Origin of the sequence: Salinispora sp. H7-4 (assembly GCF_013416675.1) — a bacterium.
Lineage (GTDB): Bacteria > Actinomycetota > Actinomycetes > Mycobacteriales > Micromonosporaceae > Micromonospora > Micromonospora vitiensis.
On record NZ_JABZED010000050.1, the window covers coordinates 193,052 to 208,109 of the forward strand.

Annotated in this window: 17 protein-coding genes, 1 tRNA gene and 2 pseudogenes; 9 read left to right on the forward strand and 11 right to left on the reverse strand. The window is 69.1% G+C overall.

Translation table 11 applies throughout. From position 1 onward, the window contains the following. The 4 genes from H0524_RS19905 to H0524_RS19920 all read right to left on the reverse strand — a co-directional run bounded on the left by H0524_RS19905 (position 1) and on the right by H0524_RS19920 (position 1,988). Positions 1-822 carry an MBL fold metallo-hydrolase gene (locus H0524_RS19905; protein WP_180199997.1) on the reverse strand — a complete coding sequence of 274 codons (822 nt, stop codon included), beginning with the start codon at positions 820-822 and terminating at the stop codon, positions 1-3. A gap of 114 nt (positions 823-936) precedes the next feature. Continuing rightward, on the reverse strand, positions 937-1,398 hold the full coding sequence (locus H0524_RS19910; RefSeq protein WP_180199998.1) for a RidA family protein: 462 nt from the start codon (positions 1,396-1,398) through the stop codon (positions 937-939). Further along, positions 1,395-1,550: a DUF4177 domain-containing protein gene (locus H0524_RS19915; protein WP_013736319.1), complete on the reverse strand. Its 156-nt coding sequence runs from the start codon at positions 1,548-1,550 to the stop codon at positions 1,395-1,397. Before H0524_RS19915 ends, H0524_RS19910 begins: the two co-directional genes overlap by 4 nt. Before the next feature lie 48 nt (positions 1,551-1,598). Next, positions 1,599-1,988, reverse strand: a complete 390-nt coding sequence (locus tag H0524_RS19920) for a hypothetical protein (RefSeq protein ID WP_180199999.1) — start codon at positions 1,986-1,988, stop codon at positions 1,599-1,601. Positions 1,989-2,296: 308 nt separating this feature from the next. Between H0524_RS19920 and H0524_RS19925 the strand changes: the two genes are divergently transcribed. From H0524_RS19925 to H0524_RS19935, 3 genes are read left to right on the forward strand one after another with little or no spacing between them, the layout of a single operon-like run. After that, positions 2,297-2,926, forward strand: a complete 630-nt coding sequence (locus H0524_RS19925; protein ID WP_180200000.1) for a hypothetical protein — start codon at positions 2,297-2,299, stop codon at positions 2,924-2,926. Positions 2,927-2,946: 20 nt separating this feature from the next. After that, on the forward strand, positions 2,947-3,924 hold the full coding sequence (locus tag H0524_RS19930; protein ID WP_180200001.1) for an ArsA family ATPase: 978 nt from the start codon (positions 2,947-2,949) through the stop codon (positions 3,922-3,924). A gap of 50 nt (positions 3,925-3,974) precedes the next feature. Further along, entirely contained in the window at positions 3,975-5,135 is a 1,161-nt protein-coding gene (locus tag H0524_RS19935; protein WP_180200029.1) for an ArsA-related P-loop ATPase, read from the forward strand. Between the two features lie 57 nt (positions 5,136-5,192). On the opposite strand, the gene H0524_RS19940 is transcribed toward H0524_RS19935, so the two are convergent. Then, on the reverse strand, positions 5,193-5,513 hold the full coding sequence (locus tag H0524_RS19940) for a WhiB family transcriptional regulator (protein WP_180200002.1): 321 nt from the start codon (positions 5,511-5,513) through the stop codon (positions 5,193-5,195). 403 nt (positions 5,514-5,916) lie between these two features. Between H0524_RS19940 and H0524_RS19945 the strand changes: the two genes are divergently transcribed. Next, positions 5,917-8,349: a transglycosylase domain-containing protein gene (locus tag H0524_RS19945; RefSeq protein ID WP_180200030.1), complete on the forward strand. Its 2,433-nt coding sequence runs from the start codon at positions 5,917-5,919 to the stop codon at positions 8,347-8,349. A gap of 73 nt (positions 8,350-8,422) precedes the next feature. Here H0524_RS19945 and H0524_RS19950 read toward each other — a convergent pair whose 3' ends face one another. Continuing rightward, positions 8,423-8,878 carry a GatB/YqeY domain-containing protein gene (locus H0524_RS19950; protein ID WP_180200003.1) on the reverse strand — a complete coding sequence of 152 codons (456 nt, stop codon included), beginning with the start codon at positions 8,876-8,878 and terminating at the stop codon, positions 8,423-8,425. A 25-nt stretch (positions 8,879-8,903) separates the two neighbouring features. Here H0524_RS19950 and H0524_RS19955 point away from each other — a divergent pair, with 25 nt between their 5' ends. The 3 genes from H0524_RS19955 (at position 8,904) to H0524_RS24345 (ending at position 10,362) form a co-directional block, all read left to right on the forward strand. Further along, positions 8,904-9,797, forward strand: coding sequence for a metallophosphoesterase (locus H0524_RS19955; RefSeq protein WP_180200004.1), 894 nt, complete (start codon positions 8,904-8,906; stop codon positions 9,795-9,797). Positions 9,798-9,866: 69 nt separating this feature from the next. Beyond that, positions 9,867-9,943 (forward strand) — tRNA-Pro (locus H0524_RS19960). A gap of 185 nt (positions 9,944-10,128) precedes the next feature. Next, positions 10,129-10,362, forward strand: a complete 234-nt coding sequence (locus H0524_RS24345; protein WP_218942279.1) for a hypothetical protein — start codon at positions 10,129-10,131, stop codon at positions 10,360-10,362. 465 nt (positions 10,363-10,827) lie between these two features. Here H0524_RS24345 and H0524_RS19965 read toward each other — a convergent pair. The 4 genes and pseudogenes from H0524_RS19965 to H0524_RS25465 form a co-directional block, all read right to left on the reverse strand. Next, positions 10,828-11,186 (reverse strand): annotated as a pseudogene (locus tag H0524_RS19965) (XRE family transcriptional regulator); the annotation flags it as partial. A gap of 2 nt (positions 11,187-11,188) precedes the next feature. Then, positions 11,189-11,458, reverse strand: coding sequence for a transposase family protein (locus H0524_RS25060; RefSeq protein ID WP_255436072.1), 270 nt, complete (start codon positions 11,456-11,458; stop codon positions 11,189-11,191). Positions 11,459-11,868: 410 nt separating this feature from the next. Then, a complete protein-coding gene (locus H0524_RS19975) occupies positions 11,869-12,333 on the reverse strand; it encodes a DUF3995 domain-containing protein (RefSeq protein ID WP_180200005.1) in 465 nt (154 codons plus the stop codon). A gap of 174 nt (positions 12,334-12,507) precedes the next feature. Beyond that, positions 12,508-12,726: pseudogene (locus tag H0524_RS25465) on the reverse strand (hypothetical protein); the annotation flags it as partial. Positions 12,727-13,557: 831 nt separating this feature from the next. On the opposite strand from H0524_RS25465, the gene H0524_RS19980 reads away from it, so the two are divergent. Then, positions 13,558-13,764, forward strand: coding sequence for a hypothetical protein (locus tag H0524_RS19980; protein WP_019869973.1), 207 nt, complete (start codon positions 13,558-13,560; stop codon positions 13,762-13,764). A gap of 59 nt (positions 13,765-13,823) precedes the next feature. Here the strand turns inward: H0524_RS19980 and H0524_RS19985 are convergent, their stop codons facing one another. Next, positions 13,824-14,300, reverse strand: a complete 477-nt coding sequence (locus H0524_RS19985) for a peroxiredoxin family protein (RefSeq protein ID WP_018726511.1) — start codon at positions 14,298-14,300, stop codon at positions 13,824-13,826. A gap of 114 nt (positions 14,301-14,414) precedes the next feature. On the opposite strand from H0524_RS19985, the gene H0524_RS19990 reads away from it, so the two are divergent. Beyond that, positions 14,415-15,053: a TetR/AcrR family transcriptional regulator gene (locus H0524_RS19990; RefSeq protein ID WP_180200006.1), complete on the forward strand. Its 639-nt coding sequence runs from the start codon at positions 14,415-14,417 to the stop codon at positions 15,051-15,053. Positions 15,054-15,058: the final 5 nt, after the last annotated feature.

Sequence of the window (15,058 nt, forward strand, 5' to 3'; positions counted from 1 at the left end):
CTACTCCAACTCCGCATCGGTGGCGCCGGATTCCCGGCCCAGGTACGCCAACTGTGCCCGGACCGACCATTGGGCGGCCCACCACAGCGACCGGTCGACGTCGGCGTAGACGACCGCCACCACCTCGGCGGCGGTGCGGGCACCGGCGTCGAGCGCGGCCCGAACCTGGTCGAGGCGGGCCCGCCGATGGGCCAGGTAGAACTCCGCCGCGGCGCCACAGTCCGCCAGCGCCGGGCCGTGACCGGGCAGGGCCGGGATTCCGGCGTACGTCGCGAGCAGCTGCAAACTGTCCAGGTACTCCCCGAGGTGCCCGTCCGGGTGGGCGACCACGGCGGTGCCCTGGCCGAGGATGGTGTCACCGGTGAGGAGCACCTGCTCGTCGCCGTACGTCGCGAGGAAGCAGACCGAGTCGGCGGTGTGCCCCGGGGTACCCAGCAGGCGGATCTCCAGCGGGTCGGCGCCGAGGTCGCCGGCGGCCTCGGTCAGCGGCGTACCGCCGATGGTGTGTGCCGGGTCCGCGGCGCGTACGGCTGCCCCGCCGAGCAGGTCGTGCAGGCGCGCCGAACCTTCGGTGTGGTCAGAGTGCCCGTGGGTGATCAACACCTGCCCGATCGGACCCTGGGCGGCGATCGCGGCCAGGTGCCCCTCGTCGGCCGGGCCGGGGTCGATCACCACCGCCGGTTTCCCGGGGGCGGCGCGGAGCACCCAGGTGTTGGTGCCCGTCAACGTCATCTGCCCGGGGTTGGGGGCCCGCAGCAGCGTGACCCACCCCGGCAGCGCGCTGGCGAGAGCTGTCGCCGGCGCCGTGAAGTGCCCGCTCATGGCTGCGATCGTACGACCACCCGCACCGACCCCCGCGATCTTGCACCTCCAACCTCCGCTTCGTACCCGTTCAGGGGTTTTGACCGGCAGGACGTGCAAGATCGCGACGGGGCGCTAGGCCATGACTTCGACGATGACCTCAACCTCGACGGGCGCGTCCAGGGGAAGCTCCGCCACCCCGACCGCGCTCCTCGCGTGCCGACCGGCCTCGCCGAAGACGGTGCCGAAGAAGTCGGAGGCGCCGTTGATGACGCCGGGCTGGCCGGTGAAGCCCGGGGCACTCGCCACGAAGCCGGTCACCTTGACGATCTTGACGATCCGCTCCAGCCCGACCAACGAGTTGATCGCTGCGAGCGCGTTCAACGCGCACCGCTGGGCCAACTCCCTGGCCTGGTCGGCAGAGACGTCGGCGCCGACCTTGCCGGTGGCGAGCAGCTTGCCCTCGGCCATCGGTAGCTGGCCGGAGACGTAGACGTGCTGCCCGGACTGCACCGCCGGCAGGTAGCTGGCGACCGGGGGCACCACCTCGGGCAACTCGTGCCCCAGCTCGACGAGTTTCGCGTACGGCCCGGTCATGCCTTGGGCCGCTTCAGGTAGGCGACGAGTTGCTCCGGGTTCGGGCCGGGAACCACGGATACCAGTTCCCAGCCGTCCTCGCCCCAGTTGTCGAGGATCTGCTTGGTCGCATGGACCAGCAGCGGGACCGTGGCGTACTCCCACTTCTGCATCGCTGGAAGGCTCTCTTTCCTGGAGTGCGGTTCTTTCCAGGGCACAGCCTACGGTCCGACGACGGCCCGGGGCGCGGGACGTTGCTCGGCCACCGCCTCCCCGCACGGGCCAACGTGGTCATAGGGCCGTGGACAGCGGGACCGGTCCAGCAGCGGCAGGTCACAGAAGACCCGATGCCGGTTGTTCTGGTCGTCCGCCGTGGAGACGGTGGTCTCCCCGGCGTCCACCGCACCGAGGAAGCTCAACGAGGTGGCGATCGTGCCCGCCAGCGCGACAGCGGCGGCGTGGTCCGCGACCCGGACCGGAAGATGCACCACGTAGCCCGGCTCCTCCTCGTCCCGGGGCGGCAGGGCAGGCTGGTCCGGGACGCCCCCGGGGGCCGGCAGCCGGATCGCGGCCGGGAGTTGGGTCCGGCGGGTGTTCTCCACGTCGTACATGCCCTGCCTCCGGCGGTTTGTACCTGATCGTGCCCACGCCGCTCGGCCCACGGCCCGATCCCGGCACCACCGGAACGTAGGCTGCTGTTCGCCGGCCGCCAACAGGACGCGCGGCATTCCGACCGCCAAGTCACATATGCGACACCCGGTCCGGCGGAATACGGACAACATCCGGGGAGTCGACGGTCCTGGGCAGAACCGGCTTCCTGCCAACGGCCCGGCCAACCGCTACCCTTCCGGTCGTAACCGGCGGCCTACCGCCACCCGTCGCCTCGCCGAGCCGACGCAGTCCCACCCCCGGGGGAGCAATGTCCCAGTCAGCCAGCGACGATCCGACCCATCAGCCCGACCACCCGGCCGCCCCCGACGCACCGGCACCGCATCCATCGGCATTCCCCACACCGGCCGCCCCCGACGCACCGGCACCGTACCCGGCGGCATTCCCCACACCGGCCACCCCCTATCCCCCGAACCAGCAGAGTCCGGCGCCCCGCCGCCGACGCGGATTCCTGATCGCGTCGATCGCCCTCGCGGTGACCCTGGTGCTCTGCGTCGGCGGCGGGGTCGCCGCGTTCCTGGTGCTGCGCACGGAGGAGGGCCCGGGCGCCGAGGAGCCCAAGGTCGCCGTGGACGAGTTCCTCACCGCCGTCTACAAGGACCGGGACGCGGCGCAGGCGTCGAGCCTGGTCTGCCCGGCCGCCCGGAACCAGGACAAGATCTCCGCGAAGGTCACCGAGGTGGAGAAGTACGTGGCCGACTATGAAAAGCCGCACTTCCGGTGGAACCCCCCGAAGATTGACGATGAGACCGAGGACCGGGCCGTCATCACCACCACAGTCATCATGACGACCGCCGACGAGCAGGTCGCCGAGCTACCCCTGCGCCTCACCGTGGTCAAGACGACGGGTTGGCGGGTCTGCGAGGTCGCCGGAGAGTGACACCTGGTTAGGCTCGACGGGTGGGAGCAGCACAGCGACCGGCCGAGCCGGCCGGCACCGAGTGGCCGGCCCGCCTCCACGTGGTGACCGGCAAGGGCGGCACCGGCAAGACCAGCGTCGCCGCCGCCCTCGCCCTCGCCCTCGCCGCCGGGGGCCGGCGCACCCTGCTGGTCGAGGTCGAGGGACGGCAGGGCATCGCCCAGCTCTTCGGCACCGACCCGTTCCCCTACGCCGAGCGGCACCTGACCGACGCCGCGGGCGGCGGCGAGGTGCGGGCTCTCGCCGTGGACGCGGAGGAGGCCCTGCTCGAGTACCTGGACATGTTCTACAAGCTCGGCAGCGCCGGGCGGGCGCTGCGCAAGCTGGGCGCCATCGACTTCGCCACCACCATCGCCCCGGGGCTGCGCGACGTGCTGCTGACCGGCAAGGTGAAGGAGGCCACCACCCGCACGCTGGGCCAGCAGCGGGTGTACGACGCGGTGGTGCTGGACGCCCCGCCCACCGGGCGGATCGCGCGGTTCCTCAATGTCACCGCCGAGACCGCACGGCTGGCCCGGGTGGGGCCGATCAAAACCCAGAGCGAGGGGGTCGCCGCGCTGCTGCGCTCCCCGATGACCGCCGTGCACGTGGTGACGCTCCTTGAGGAGATGCCGGTCCAGGAGACCGCGGATGCCATCGCCGACTTCGCCACCCTGGGCTTCCCGGTCGGGCGGATCATCGTCAACGCCGCCCGCCCGCCGGCACCGGTCAACGCCGCGATCACCCCGGCGGAGCTCACCGCCGGGTTGCTCGCCGCCGGGCTGCCCGCCGACGAGGCCACCGTCTCCGGCCTGGCGACCGAGGCACGCGACCAGTCGGTCCGCCGCGACCTGGAGGACTCGCTCCGGACCGATCTGGCCGAGTTGGGCCTGCCGCTGGTCGAGCTGCCACTGCTGCCCGACGGGGTGGACCGGGCAGGTCTGGATCGGCTGGCCGCGGCGCTCGTCCGCGCAGCGTGAGGCACTCCTCCGGCTCGGGAGCGTTGGTGAACCGGGCCCGATACGCTCGATTGGTGCCTTCCGACGACGCGGCGCCGCCGCCGCTGGATGTTGACCGGATCCTCGCCGATCCCGGCGTACGGATCGTGGTCTGCTGCGGGGCGGGTGGGGTGGGCAAGACGACCACCGCCGCCGCGCTCGCGCTCCGGGCCGCGGAGGAGCACGGTCGCCGCACGGTGGTGCTCACCATCGACCCGGCGCACCGGCTGGCCCAGTCGCTGGGGCTGACCGAGCTGAACAACACTCCGCGCCAGGTCAAGGGGATCAACGTCGAGGCCAGCGGCGGTGAGCTGCACGCCATGATGCTCGACATGAAACGCACCTTCGACGACGTGGTGCTCCAGCACACCGATCCGGCGCGGGCTGCCGAGATCTTTGCGAACCCGTTCTATGCGGCCATGAGCTCCACCTTCGCCGGCACCCAGGAGTACATGGCGATGGAGAAGCTCGGGCAGCTGCACGCCCGGGGCGAGTGGGACCTCATCGTGGTGGACACTCCGCCCTCCCGCTCGGCGTTGGACTTCCTCGATGCACCGGCTCGCCTCGCCCGCTTCCTGGACGGCCGGATGCTGCGGCTGCTGCTTGCCCCGGCCCGCACGGGCGGGCGAAGCATGTTCAGCTTCGTCACCGCCGGGTTCGGCATGTTCTCGAAGGTTGTCCAGAAGCTGCTGGGCGCCCAGTTGTTGAGTGATCTGTCCGGCTTTGTGGCCGCCCTCGATTCGATGTTCGGCGGTTTCCGCCAACGAGCGGAGCAGACCTACCGCATCCTGCAGGCCCAGGAGACGGCGTTCCTCCTGGTTGCCGCGCCGGAGCCGGACGCGGTCCGGGAGGCCGCCTACTTCGCGGGCCGGCTGCGGGCCGACCAGATGCCGCTCGCCGGGTTGGTGCTCAACCGGGTGCACCGCCCGGCAGCGCCGGAGCTCGACCCCGACGAGAGCGCGGCCGCCGCTGACCGGCTGGCCAGGCTGGGCGGCCACGACGGCACAGTGGACGTACTCCGGGCCCATGCCACCCTTGCCCACCAGGCCGTACGCGAACAGCGGGTGGCTGCTCGGTTCACCGCGGCGTTCCCGACCGTGCCGGTTGCCTCGGTAACCGCGCAGCCCGCCGATGTCCACGACATCGACGGGCTACGGACGATCGGTTCGCTGGCCGGCCAGGGAGATCCGTAGCCGGCCGCGGCGCCAGGGGTCTCGTCAGCCCGGCCTCGGGCGGTCGAGAATGACTCGTCAGCTGACCGTGGCGGCCAGGACCTTGTCCCGGTCGGCCTTCTCCTTGGCGTTCTTCTTCATCGCGGCCTCGAACGTCCTGCGCCAGCTGGAGACCTGCGGATGGCGGCGCAGCAACGCCCGCCGTTCCCGTTCGGTCATGCCGCCCCACACGCCGAACTCGATCCGGTTGTCCAGCGCGTCGGCCAGGCACTCGTACCGGACTGGGCAGCTTCGGCAGATCCGCTTCGCCACGTTCTGTTCGGCGCCCTGTACGAACAACGCGTCCGGGTCCCCGTTCTGACATGCCGCCAGCGACGGCCAGTCAGTGATCATGCCCATCTGTACACGTCCCCCCTTGCAGTACACCGACCCCATCGCGGACCAGCCGGCTGTTTTCCCCCCGATCGCCCGCCGACCTCCCCCAAGGCGGCACGGACGAACTGTGGCGCTGTCGCCGCTCCCATCATGCTCTGTAGCTGGCTGATTACGCAACGTTGTCGGCAAAATCCATTATTCCGGACACTCCCGGCTTACCGGGCTGGCTGGCGCCCGCATACCCCACCGAGGTCCACGAAAACGCTGGACGCCCATCCGCGCCATGAGGAGACTCGGCGACGCCTGGTCCGCAACCGCCTACCGGGGGTCGTGCGTTTAACACAACGAGGAGGGCGTGCGCAGGAAATGGGGAAAAGCCGCCCCGCGCCGCCCGCCGCCGGTTCGCTACCCTGTCGAGGTGACCTGGATGCGGAAACGTGATCATAATGTGCTGACCAACGCCGCATCGCTGCTCGTCTGTGGCCTACTCGCCGGAGTGGTGGTCGCCGCGGCGGCCTTCCCCGCGGTGGCACTGTCCGGGCTGGCCGCGAAGGCCGGCGCCGAAACGTTCGACGCCCTCCCCACCGAGCTGGCCGTCGGCACCGGGCCCCAGATAAGCCACCTGCTCGCCGCCGACGGCAAGACACCGGTGGCCACGATGTACGACGAGAACCGCCGCGACATCGCCAAAATCGAGGACATCGCGCCGGCCATGCAGAAGGCGATCCTCGCCGCTGAGGACCACGACTTCTACGAACACAACGGAGTCGACCTCAACGGCGTCGCCCGGGCCTTCATCAACAACAGCCAGGAGGGCGCCCACCAGCAGGGCGCCTCCACGCTGACGATGCAGTACGTCCGGCTCGCCATCGCGTACTCGGCGACCCACCCCGCCGACGTGGTCGCGGCCACCGAGGACACCACCGCCCGCAAGCTGCGCGAGATGCGCTACGCCGTGCAGATCGAGAAGGAGTTCTCCAAGGACGAGATCCTGCGGCGCTACCTCAACATCGCCTCGTTCGGCAACGGCGCCTACGGCATCCACGCCGCCAGTCAGGTCTACTTCGCCAAGCCGCCGAGCAAGCTCACCATCGCCGAGGCGGCGCTCCTCGCCGGCCTGGTCAAAGCGCCCAGCACGTTGGACCCGACCACGCCCAGCGGCTACCCGAGCGCACTGGCCCGACGCGACTACGTCCTCGACAACATGGTGAAAATCAAGGCCATCAGCGCGGAGGAGGCCGAGGAGGCCAAGGCCAGCAAGCCGAAGATCGTCGGCAAGCGGGCACCGAACGGCTGCGTTGACACCAACACGCAGGAGTGGGGATTCTTCTGCGACTACTTCTACCGCTGGTGGATGGAGCAGGAGGCGTTCGGCTCCACCTCGTACGACCGGGAGCGGCTACTCAAGAGCGGCGGCTTCGAAATCATCACCACCCTGGAGCCCCAGGTCCAGAAGGCCGCCGACGAGGCGGTACGGAAGAACCTCCCCGCCACCAGTAAGGCCGCGCGGATGCTCGCCGCGGTCGAGCCCGGCACCGGCCGGGTGCGCGCCCTCTCCGCCAACCGCGACTACCAGCTCGACGATCCGGACAACCCGGAGAACAAGCCCCACAGCAACCCGGCGAAGCGCGAAACCGGGGCGCTCGGCAACTATCCCAACACCGTCAACCCGCTCCTCACCGGCGGTGACGGCATCACCGGCTACCAGGCCGGCTCGACCTTCAAGATCTTCACCGTGGTGGCCGCGCTGGAGAAGGGCATCCCGCTCAGCCACACCATCAACGCCGAGAAACAGTTCCAGTCCGAATACATCATCAAGAAGAACGGCCCCGCCGCCTGCGACGGCACCCACTTCTACTGCCCGGAGAACGCAACCCCCAGCATGGCCGGCGTGCACAACATGTGGAGCGCGTTCGGAAGGTCGGTGAACACCTACTTCGTCCCCCTCCAGCAGCAGGTGGGCGCGGACAAGGTGGTCGAGGCCGCCAAGAAGCTCGGCATCACCTTCCGCACCCAGGTGGACCTCGATCAGGAGAAGGACGCCCGCCAGTGGGGCCCCTTCACCCTCGGCGTCTCCCAGACCACGCCGCTGGAGCTGGCCAACGCGTACGCCACCCTCGGCGCCGAAGGGCTGTACTGCGAGCCGATCCCGGTGCAGGAGATCCGCGACCCGGCCGGCAACAAGCTCGACATCGCCAACCCCCGCTGCGAGCAGCGGATCAGCACCGAGGTGGCCCGCGCCGCCGTGGACGCCGCCCGCTGTCCGGTCGGGGACCGCTCGTCCACGACCAAGTGCGCCGGCACGACCGCCGGCAACGTGCGGGGCGTCGTTGACGCCCCGGTCGCCGGCAAGTCCGGCACCACCGACGGGGAAAAGACCTCGTCCCTGGTCGCGATGACCAAGCAGTACGCGGTCGCCGGCATCATGGCCGACCCGGACTGGCCGCAGACCACCCAGCGAATGGGTCACAACGTGGCCACGGGCATCAACCCGCCGGTGTACGAGACGCTGCGCGACGCGATGAAGGGTAAGCCCAGGGTCGACTTCACCCCGCCGGAGAACAAGCTCCGCTACGGCGACCAGCGGTCGATCCCCAACGTCAAGTGCGTCAGCGTGGAGAAGGCGAAGTCCCGCATCACCGGGGCCGGATTCGCGGTGGTCGTCTCGACGAACCGGGTCGAGTCGAGCTGCCCGGCCGGCACCGCTGCCGGAACCAGCCCAACCGGCCGTACCGCCAAGGGCAGCGTCGTCACCATCAAGGTCAGCTCCGGCCCGGCCCCCAAGCCCACCAAGCCGACCGAACCGACCGCGCAGCCCGAGCCGACCGGCGGCAGACCAACGGAACGCCCCGCCGACTAGTGGGTCGCTGAGACGTCGAAGGGGCGGCCACCCCCAGTCGGGGTGGCCGCCCCTTCGCGTACCCGCAGCCAGGTCAGCTGGCGAGCTGCCGGCGTACCTCGGCGGCGACCCGCCCCCCGGCGGCCTGGCCGGCCACCGCGGCCTGGGCGGCCTTCATCGCCGGGCCCATCTGCCCCATGCCGGTGAAACCACCCGTGGTCAGGGCGGTCCTGACCACCTCCGCCAGGTCGTCGTCGGAGAGCTGACTCGGCAGGTAGCGCTCCAGCACCACACCCTCGGCGGTCTCCTTCGCGGCCTGCTCGTCGCGGCCCGCCTCGGCGAAGGCGGCAGCCGCCTCCCGGCGCTTCTTCGCCTCCTTGCCCAGGAGGGCGAGCACCTCCTCGTCACTGAGCTCCCGCTTGGCCTGACCGGCGACCTCGGCCGAACCAACGGCAGCCAGCGCCATCCGGAGCGTGGAGGTGGTCATCTCGTCACGTGCCTTCAGCGCGGCCCGCATGTCCGTGGTCAGGCGGTCCTTCAAGGTACCCATGGACGGTCAAACTACTCTGTCAGCCATGGGAAAGCGCACACTATTCCGCTTCGCCGCCGGCACCGCCGTCGTGGGTGCGGCCACCCTGGCGTACGCATCGCTGATCGAGCGCAACATGTTCACCCTGCGGCGGTACGAGGTGCCGGTGTTGCCGGCCGGTGCGGAGCCGCTGCGCATCCTGCACCTGTCCGACCTGCACATGATGCCCGGGCAGCGACGCAAGCAGGAGTGGGTGGCGTCGCTGGCCGGGCTGGACCCGGACCTGGTCCTGGTGACCGGCGACAACATGGCCAACCCCGACGCGGTCCCCGGGGTCCTGTGCGCGCTGCAGCCGCTCCTCAACCACCCGGGCGCCTTCGTCTTCGGCTCCAACGACTACACCGGCCCGGTCTGGAAGAACCCGTTCACCTACTTCCTGCCCGACCGCGACTACACCGAGGGCGTGACCCTGCCCTACGACGAACTGCGGGACATCTTCACCGGTGCCGGCTGGGCCGACCTGAGCAACGCCCGTACCACGCTCAAGGCCGGCGGGCGGCTGGTGGAGCTGGTCGGGGTGGACGACCCACACATCGAACGGGACGACTACCCGTCCGTCGCCGGCCCGGTCTCGCCCTCGGCCGACCTCTCGATCGCCCTCAGCCACTCCCCGGAGCCGGCCGTGCTGGACCAGATGGCCGCCGACGGGTTCAGCCTGCTACTCGCCGGCCACACCCACGGCGGTCAGGTCTGCGTACCGGGGGTCGGAGCCCTGGTGACGAACTGCGGGCTTCACCGCTCGATGGCCAAGGGCCTGCACCGCTGGCCCGGCTCGGACGCCTGGCTGCACGTCTCGGCCGGCCTCGGCACCCATCCGACCGCGCCGGTCCGCTTCGCCTGCCCGCCCGAGGCGAGCATCCTGACCCTGATCCCCCGCTGAGCCGGCGACGGCACGGGGATACCGAATTTGACCCGCGGATCGGGTGGGCTACTATTTGTCGGCACGCCTCGGGGTGTGGCGCAGCTTGGTAGCGCGCTTCGTTCGGGACGAAGAGGTCGTCGGTTCGAATCCGGCCACCCCGACCAGTTCAGGGGGCACATCCAATCGATGGATGTGCCCCCTACTGCATACTGGCGCTGATCCGGCCGATCCGGGGTTCCTTCGAGATCAAGCAGTCCCCCGTGCTCTCGCCTGCTGGCGATCTTCAGCCGGCATCGACCTTCGTGGCGGTCCCTCTCGACCACATCAGGGTGGCTGGCACGATCGGGTCATGCCAAACGGGAAGCCGGGCGATCACCCGGTCACCGACATCACGGTTCACCGCATCGAGGTCTTTGGTACGGCCTGCGACGAGTTGATCCGGGAGATCTGCGAGCGGGGCGGCGGGGCGGCTCTTGAACGACTGCAGCTGTCGGCGCTTGACCCTCGTTTCGGAGGTTGTCCCGACCTCTCGATGCTAGCGGCCGGTCTACGCGAGATACGTGATCGACTGTCGGCGGCATGAAGGCCCACCTTTGCCCGATCCGCTCCTGACACAGGCGACAACGAGCGGCAGCACTTAGAGAAACCGCAGGCCAGGCGTCATGTGGCGGTGGCTGACTGGTGGGCTATGGACGAGTCGACCTGTACGCCGGATCCCGCTGAGGCCATACGATGCCGGACATGCACGAGGAAGAGGAAGTGGTTCTTCGTCTTGACCGACCGACAGCTGCGGCCATCGCTGACCTGCTCTACAACATCGGCGAGCACCAGGCCGCCGGCATGCCTATCGCTGAGTTGTCGGCAGACGACAGCGAACGAGTCGGCCGGGTGCTCCATGACCTCTGGCGAGCCTTGGGCGTTCCGCTTCCATACGGCGGCGTTCGTGCCGAGGAGCCTCGTCGCCGGATCTGATGTCGTTCCGGCATCGGGGGCTGCTGACAGCAGTGGTGACAGCAAAATGGCCGGAAGAGGCAGCCGCCGGCAGCCAGGCCCGTTCGGGTTGCTCCTGGTGGGCGTGGATGTTGGCGAGTAGGGCGAGGTTGAAGGCTTGCCGCGTACGAAGCGATCGTTCATGCGTAGGGATCGGGTGGCGAAGCGTTCGGCGTGGGTGTTGCGGCCGAGGGCGTGGAAGCAGTGGCCGAACTTGGCGGACAGGTATGCCTCATCGAAGTAGCTGAGCCATTGCGGGTCGGCGCTGCGGTCGGCTCGGTCGAGCGCTTGTTCTGCGTGGTGCAGGGCGGTGGCGCAGGCTCGTTCGTCGTTGGCTTTGGCCAGGGCGTGGGCTTGGGCTTGGACCGCAATCAGATTCGCCGGGGCGGAACGTGTCAAGGGATTTAGGCCAGCGGGAGTTAAGCGGCCTGTCGTTCCGGTTCGGGTTTGTTGATCCAAACTTGGTTGTTGCCTGCCGGTGGGTTGCTTGATCGGGACTTTGACGCCTTGTCTCCTGCGCCCTCGTAACCGGAGTCGGCCAGGGTGGGCAGGTCGAGTTCGGAAGCGGCCCAGTTCAGGGCGGCGGTGATGCCCTGTTGTTGGGCGCAGGTGAGGTCGTGCAGGTGCCCCGACATCGCCTCGGAGATCCACACGGGCAGGCCGTCCGGGCGCATGATCCAAGGCAGCACGAGATGGGCACCTGCACTCTGGGCGGGGACGAGGTGACGGTTGTCGTGTTCGCCCCGGGACCCTATCGGGGTAGGCGCCGGGCACGTGTCTCAGGTCGTTCGTCCTGCGCACGCTGCTGCCTGTACGAATGGTAATGCTCTCGCCGAAGTCGCCTAACTACCCGACTGAGCACAGTAAGAACGAGCATCAATATCAGTAAAGGGAGGAAATCAGTTATCCGATCCATTTTACTCCATTCCACTGGCGCAAATGAAGCGAGTTGCTTTCTTCATGTCACCCCCTCGCCCGCGACCCTACCGAGGGTAGGTTGTCGCCGCGGTTCCCGCCACCATCGGTGCGCCGTTTGCGTGGCTGGCCACGGTGGGGGCGTGCTCGCCGGTCACTGTCAATGGCACCGGGGTGCCCCCGTTTACCCCCGAAAACCCCCGCGAAGGGCCGACTTACCCGCCGTTCGCCTGCGGACCGCACGGTGGTGAAGGAACGCAGTCACCAGGAACAGCACCGCGCCGATGCTGAACCAGGGCGTCCACAACGCCAGCCGCCAGTGCACCACCGACCAGTCGAAACCGGGGCTGGGACGCAGGGCGCCGACCTCCAACAGCACGTCCTGGACCCCCGCCAGTACCGCTCGCAGCGCCAGCACACACCCGCCGGCCCACAACACCGTACGCACCGACCAATCCGGCAGCCGCCTTCCCCATCCGGTCACCGCCGCCAAACACCCCGCGCCGCCCACCAGCAGGGCCAGCGCCACGCCCCACAGACCCACCACCACGAACCACTCGTGCTCCAGCAGCTCTGCACTCCCGGTCGCCGCCACGAACCCCGTCCGCCCACCCAGCGCCCAGAACAGATGGGCCGCGGCGAAGAGCACGCACCACACCGCACCACGCCACCCATACCGCAGCTCCCGCCGCTCTCACGGCACTGCCTGCCCGGGAGAGTAAGGACGCGCCCGCACCCTCGAGCACCCGGTCCGCCATCTTGTGCACCCGCCTTTCCGGCGGCCGGCCCGAGGGGCCGACCGCTGATCCGTCGGCGTCGTGTTCACAAACCTCCGAGGCACCATGTACTCGGGTACACGTTCGGCCACCCGGGCGCGGGCGCCGACCGCCGGGGCAACTGCCGGGTGTGCGAGAACGGCCGACTCCACCTCGCCCAGCTCGATGCGGAAGCCGCGGATCTTCACCTGGTCATCGGCGCGGCCCAGGAACTCCAGCTCACCGTCGGCCCGCCGGCGCACCATGCCCCCGGTACGGTACATCCGGCGCCGCCGATTGGCGGTCTGCGGCGAGCAGGGAGCAGCGGGACGACGCCCGTGTACAAGGAGCTCCGGGTCAGCGAGCGGGCTCGAGGGGGGCGCACCGTACCGAAAGGATGCGGCCGGTCTGCGGATCGATGGCGTACTCGGCCCTCGTTGGAGCCACCGTGTTGTCTGCTTGAGCCGTAGGAGGCTCACAAACCGAAGACGTATCAACCTCCAAGGGTCGATCCGCAGGCTCACCGGTGAGAACGCCAAGGGTGAGCATCACGCCGACGGCAATGACAAGCCGAGGGTGCGGGCGTCGCAGCGGCGGCGAGCTGCGCGGTGGTGCATCGAGATCAATAACCGGCATACGCCACGTTAGCGCCTGGGTCAGGCAGGCCAAGGGCCGCCTTCCAACTCCGACCCGCCAGCGGCGGCGCGTGCGATCCAGGTGCGATAGGCGGCGATCGTGGGCCTCGTCTTCCAGTTCGGACATCTGGTGCCGGAGCGCGGTGCAGTGTTCGTCGATACGGTGCCATCGCCCGCCGACAGAGGGCGAGGTGCCGGCTTCGGCACCTCGCGGGGGACCGCATCATCACTACCTGCATTCCCCCACGCCGTCCAGCGGTTCAGCCGACTCCGAGAATTCCGGATCCCCTGACTCCGAAGGCTTCAGGATCGTACCGACCTCGACCCTGACCGTCGTCGGCTCATCCCGAACTGCCGCAAGGACATGACATCGGCGCACTTCGAGGTCGGGTGTGACGCCAAAGGAATTAACCACGACAAGCCAGGTTCAAATTGGGGTAAACGGGGAAAAACAGCCGCCAGCCGACGTCGAGGGAGGCGACCATGGCGAGTCCGATACCGGAGTTGGACACGGAGGACCTGCGACAGATGGCGGTACGAGGCGGCATCGAGGGTGCGGTCGACATGGACCGGGAGGAACTGCTGGATTCCCTGATCGCCCGCCCCGGCGAGGGGGCCTGGCAGGAGGACCCCAAGCCGGCGGCGGTCAACCCCAACACCTACCGCTACCAGGCTCCCGACGAACAGTAGGCTCCGCGCGGTACCACGATCGACGGGATGCGGCAGCTGAGTTGGATGCCGGTGGGCGGTCAGCTGTGTTCGTTGATGTAGCGGATCAGGCCGGCGACGTCGTCGGGGACCAGGCGACCGATTGCTCCGCTCGAGTAGACGGCCGTCACCACGGTGCCGTCGGGCGCGAGGACAAACCCGGTCGACTGCAGGTAGTGCGGTTCGTCATTGACGTAGGCACCCGTCGCCTCGGCCACCGTGGCGATGTCGGCGCTGTGCCCGACGGGGAAGCCGAGCCGACGATCCGTCACGAGCTGGCGGGTGGTTTCCTCGTCGTCGGAGGAGAGCGCGACGACCCGTACGCCGAGTTCAGCGAGGGTGTCGCTGGCCCGCTGGAACGCCGCGAGCTGAGTGTTGCAGTACGGACACCATGATCCACGGTAGATCAGCACGACACCGAACTGGCCGGCGAGGTCGTCGGGCAGGTTGAGCGTGCCACCGCCGACCGCGGGGACCTGCAGGTTCGGAAAGCGTTGTCCGTTATTGAGACGAGCCACGTCGTTCTCCTTATCGCGCCGGCGCTCCCAGGCGCCCGGTTACTGGACTGACTGGTCCAGAGTAGGAGGCAAAAACTGGACCGGCAAGTCCAGTTTTCTTGCTACGCTCGTGCCATGACCAGCGCGCAGCACACCCCAAAGCTGACCGCCCGGGGGGCGGCGACCAGGACCCGCATCGTGGCGGCCACAGCCAACCTCGTACGCGAGCACGGGGCGGCGGGCACGAGCCTCGACGATGTGATGGCGGCCAGCAGGACCAGTAAGTCGCAGCTGTACCACTACTTCGCGAACAAGGACGATCTACTCCGAGCGGTCGCATGGCAGCAGACCGACCGAATCGTGGAGGCGCAGCGCCCCGAGCTGGACCAGCTGGACTCCCTGGCCGGCCTGCGCCGCTGGCGCGACAAGTTCGTCGCGGCACGCGACGAGGCCCGAAATGTGGGTGGCTGCCCGCTCGGGTCTCTGGCCAGCGAACTCGCCGACGGCGATCCAGAGAATCGCGTCGTGTTGCAGAAGTGCTTCACCGCGTGGGCATCCCCACTGCTCATGGGGCTGACCGCGATGCGCGACCAGGGACAGCTGAGGCCGGATGCCGATCCGGACGCCCTGGCCGAAGCCATCATGGCTGCCCTCCAGGGCGGGCTGCTGTTGAGCAACACCTACCGGTCCAGCCGGCCACTCGCCCGCGCGCTGGACATGGCGATCGATCACGTGGCCAGCTTCGCCACCGGCCGGGGGGCCGCGGTGGGGTAAATTCC

What these genes read in the sequence shown, in the direction of transcription:
- H0524_RS19990 (WP_180200006.1), top strand. Translation starts at nt 14,415, where the DNA reads ATGACCAGCGCGCAGCACACCCCAAAGCTGACCGCCCGGGGGGCGGCG.
- H0524_RS19925 (WP_180200000.1), top strand. Translation starts at nt 2,297, where the DNA reads ATGTCCCAGTCAGCCAGCGACGATCCGACCCATCAGCCCGACCACCCG.
- H0524_RS19945 (WP_180200030.1), top strand. Translation starts at nt 5,917, where the DNA reads ATGCGGAAACGTGATCATAATGTGCTGACCAACGCCGCATCGCTGCTC.
- H0524_RS19915 (WP_013736319.1), bottom strand. Translation starts at nt 1,550, where the DNA reads ATGCAGAAGTGGGAGTACGCCACGGTCCCGCTGCTGGTCCATGCGACC.
- H0524_RS19950 (WP_180200003.1), bottom strand. Translation starts at nt 8,878, where the DNA reads ATGGGTACCTTGAAGGACCGCCTGACCACGGACATGCGGGCCGCGCTG.
- H0524_RS24345 (WP_218942279.1), top strand. Translation starts at nt 10,129, where the DNA reads ATGCCAAACGGGAAGCCGGGCGATCACCCGGTCACCGACATCACGGTT.
- H0524_RS19910 (WP_180199998.1), bottom strand. Translation starts at nt 1,398, where the DNA reads ATGACCGGGCCGTACGCGAAACTCGTCGAGCTGGGGCACGAGTTGCCC.
- H0524_RS19920 (WP_180199999.1), bottom strand. Translation starts at nt 1,988, where the DNA reads ATGTACGACGTGGAGAACACCCGCCGGACCCAACTCCCGGCCGCGATC.
- H0524_RS19905 (WP_180199997.1), bottom strand. Translation starts at nt 822, where the DNA reads ATGAGCGGGCACTTCACGGCGCCGGCGACAGCTCTCGCCAGCGCGCTG.
- H0524_RS19955 (WP_180200004.1), top strand. Translation starts at nt 8,904, where the DNA reads ATGGGAAAGCGCACACTATTCCGCTTCGCCGCCGGCACCGCCGTCGTG.
- H0524_RS19940 (WP_180200002.1), bottom strand. Translation starts at nt 5,513, where the DNA reads ATGGGCATGATCACTGACTGGCCGTCGCTGGCGGCATGTCAGAACGGG.
- H0524_RS19980 (WP_019869973.1), top strand. Translation starts at nt 13,558, where the DNA reads ATGGCGAGTCCGATACCGGAGTTGGACACGGAGGACCTGCGACAGATG.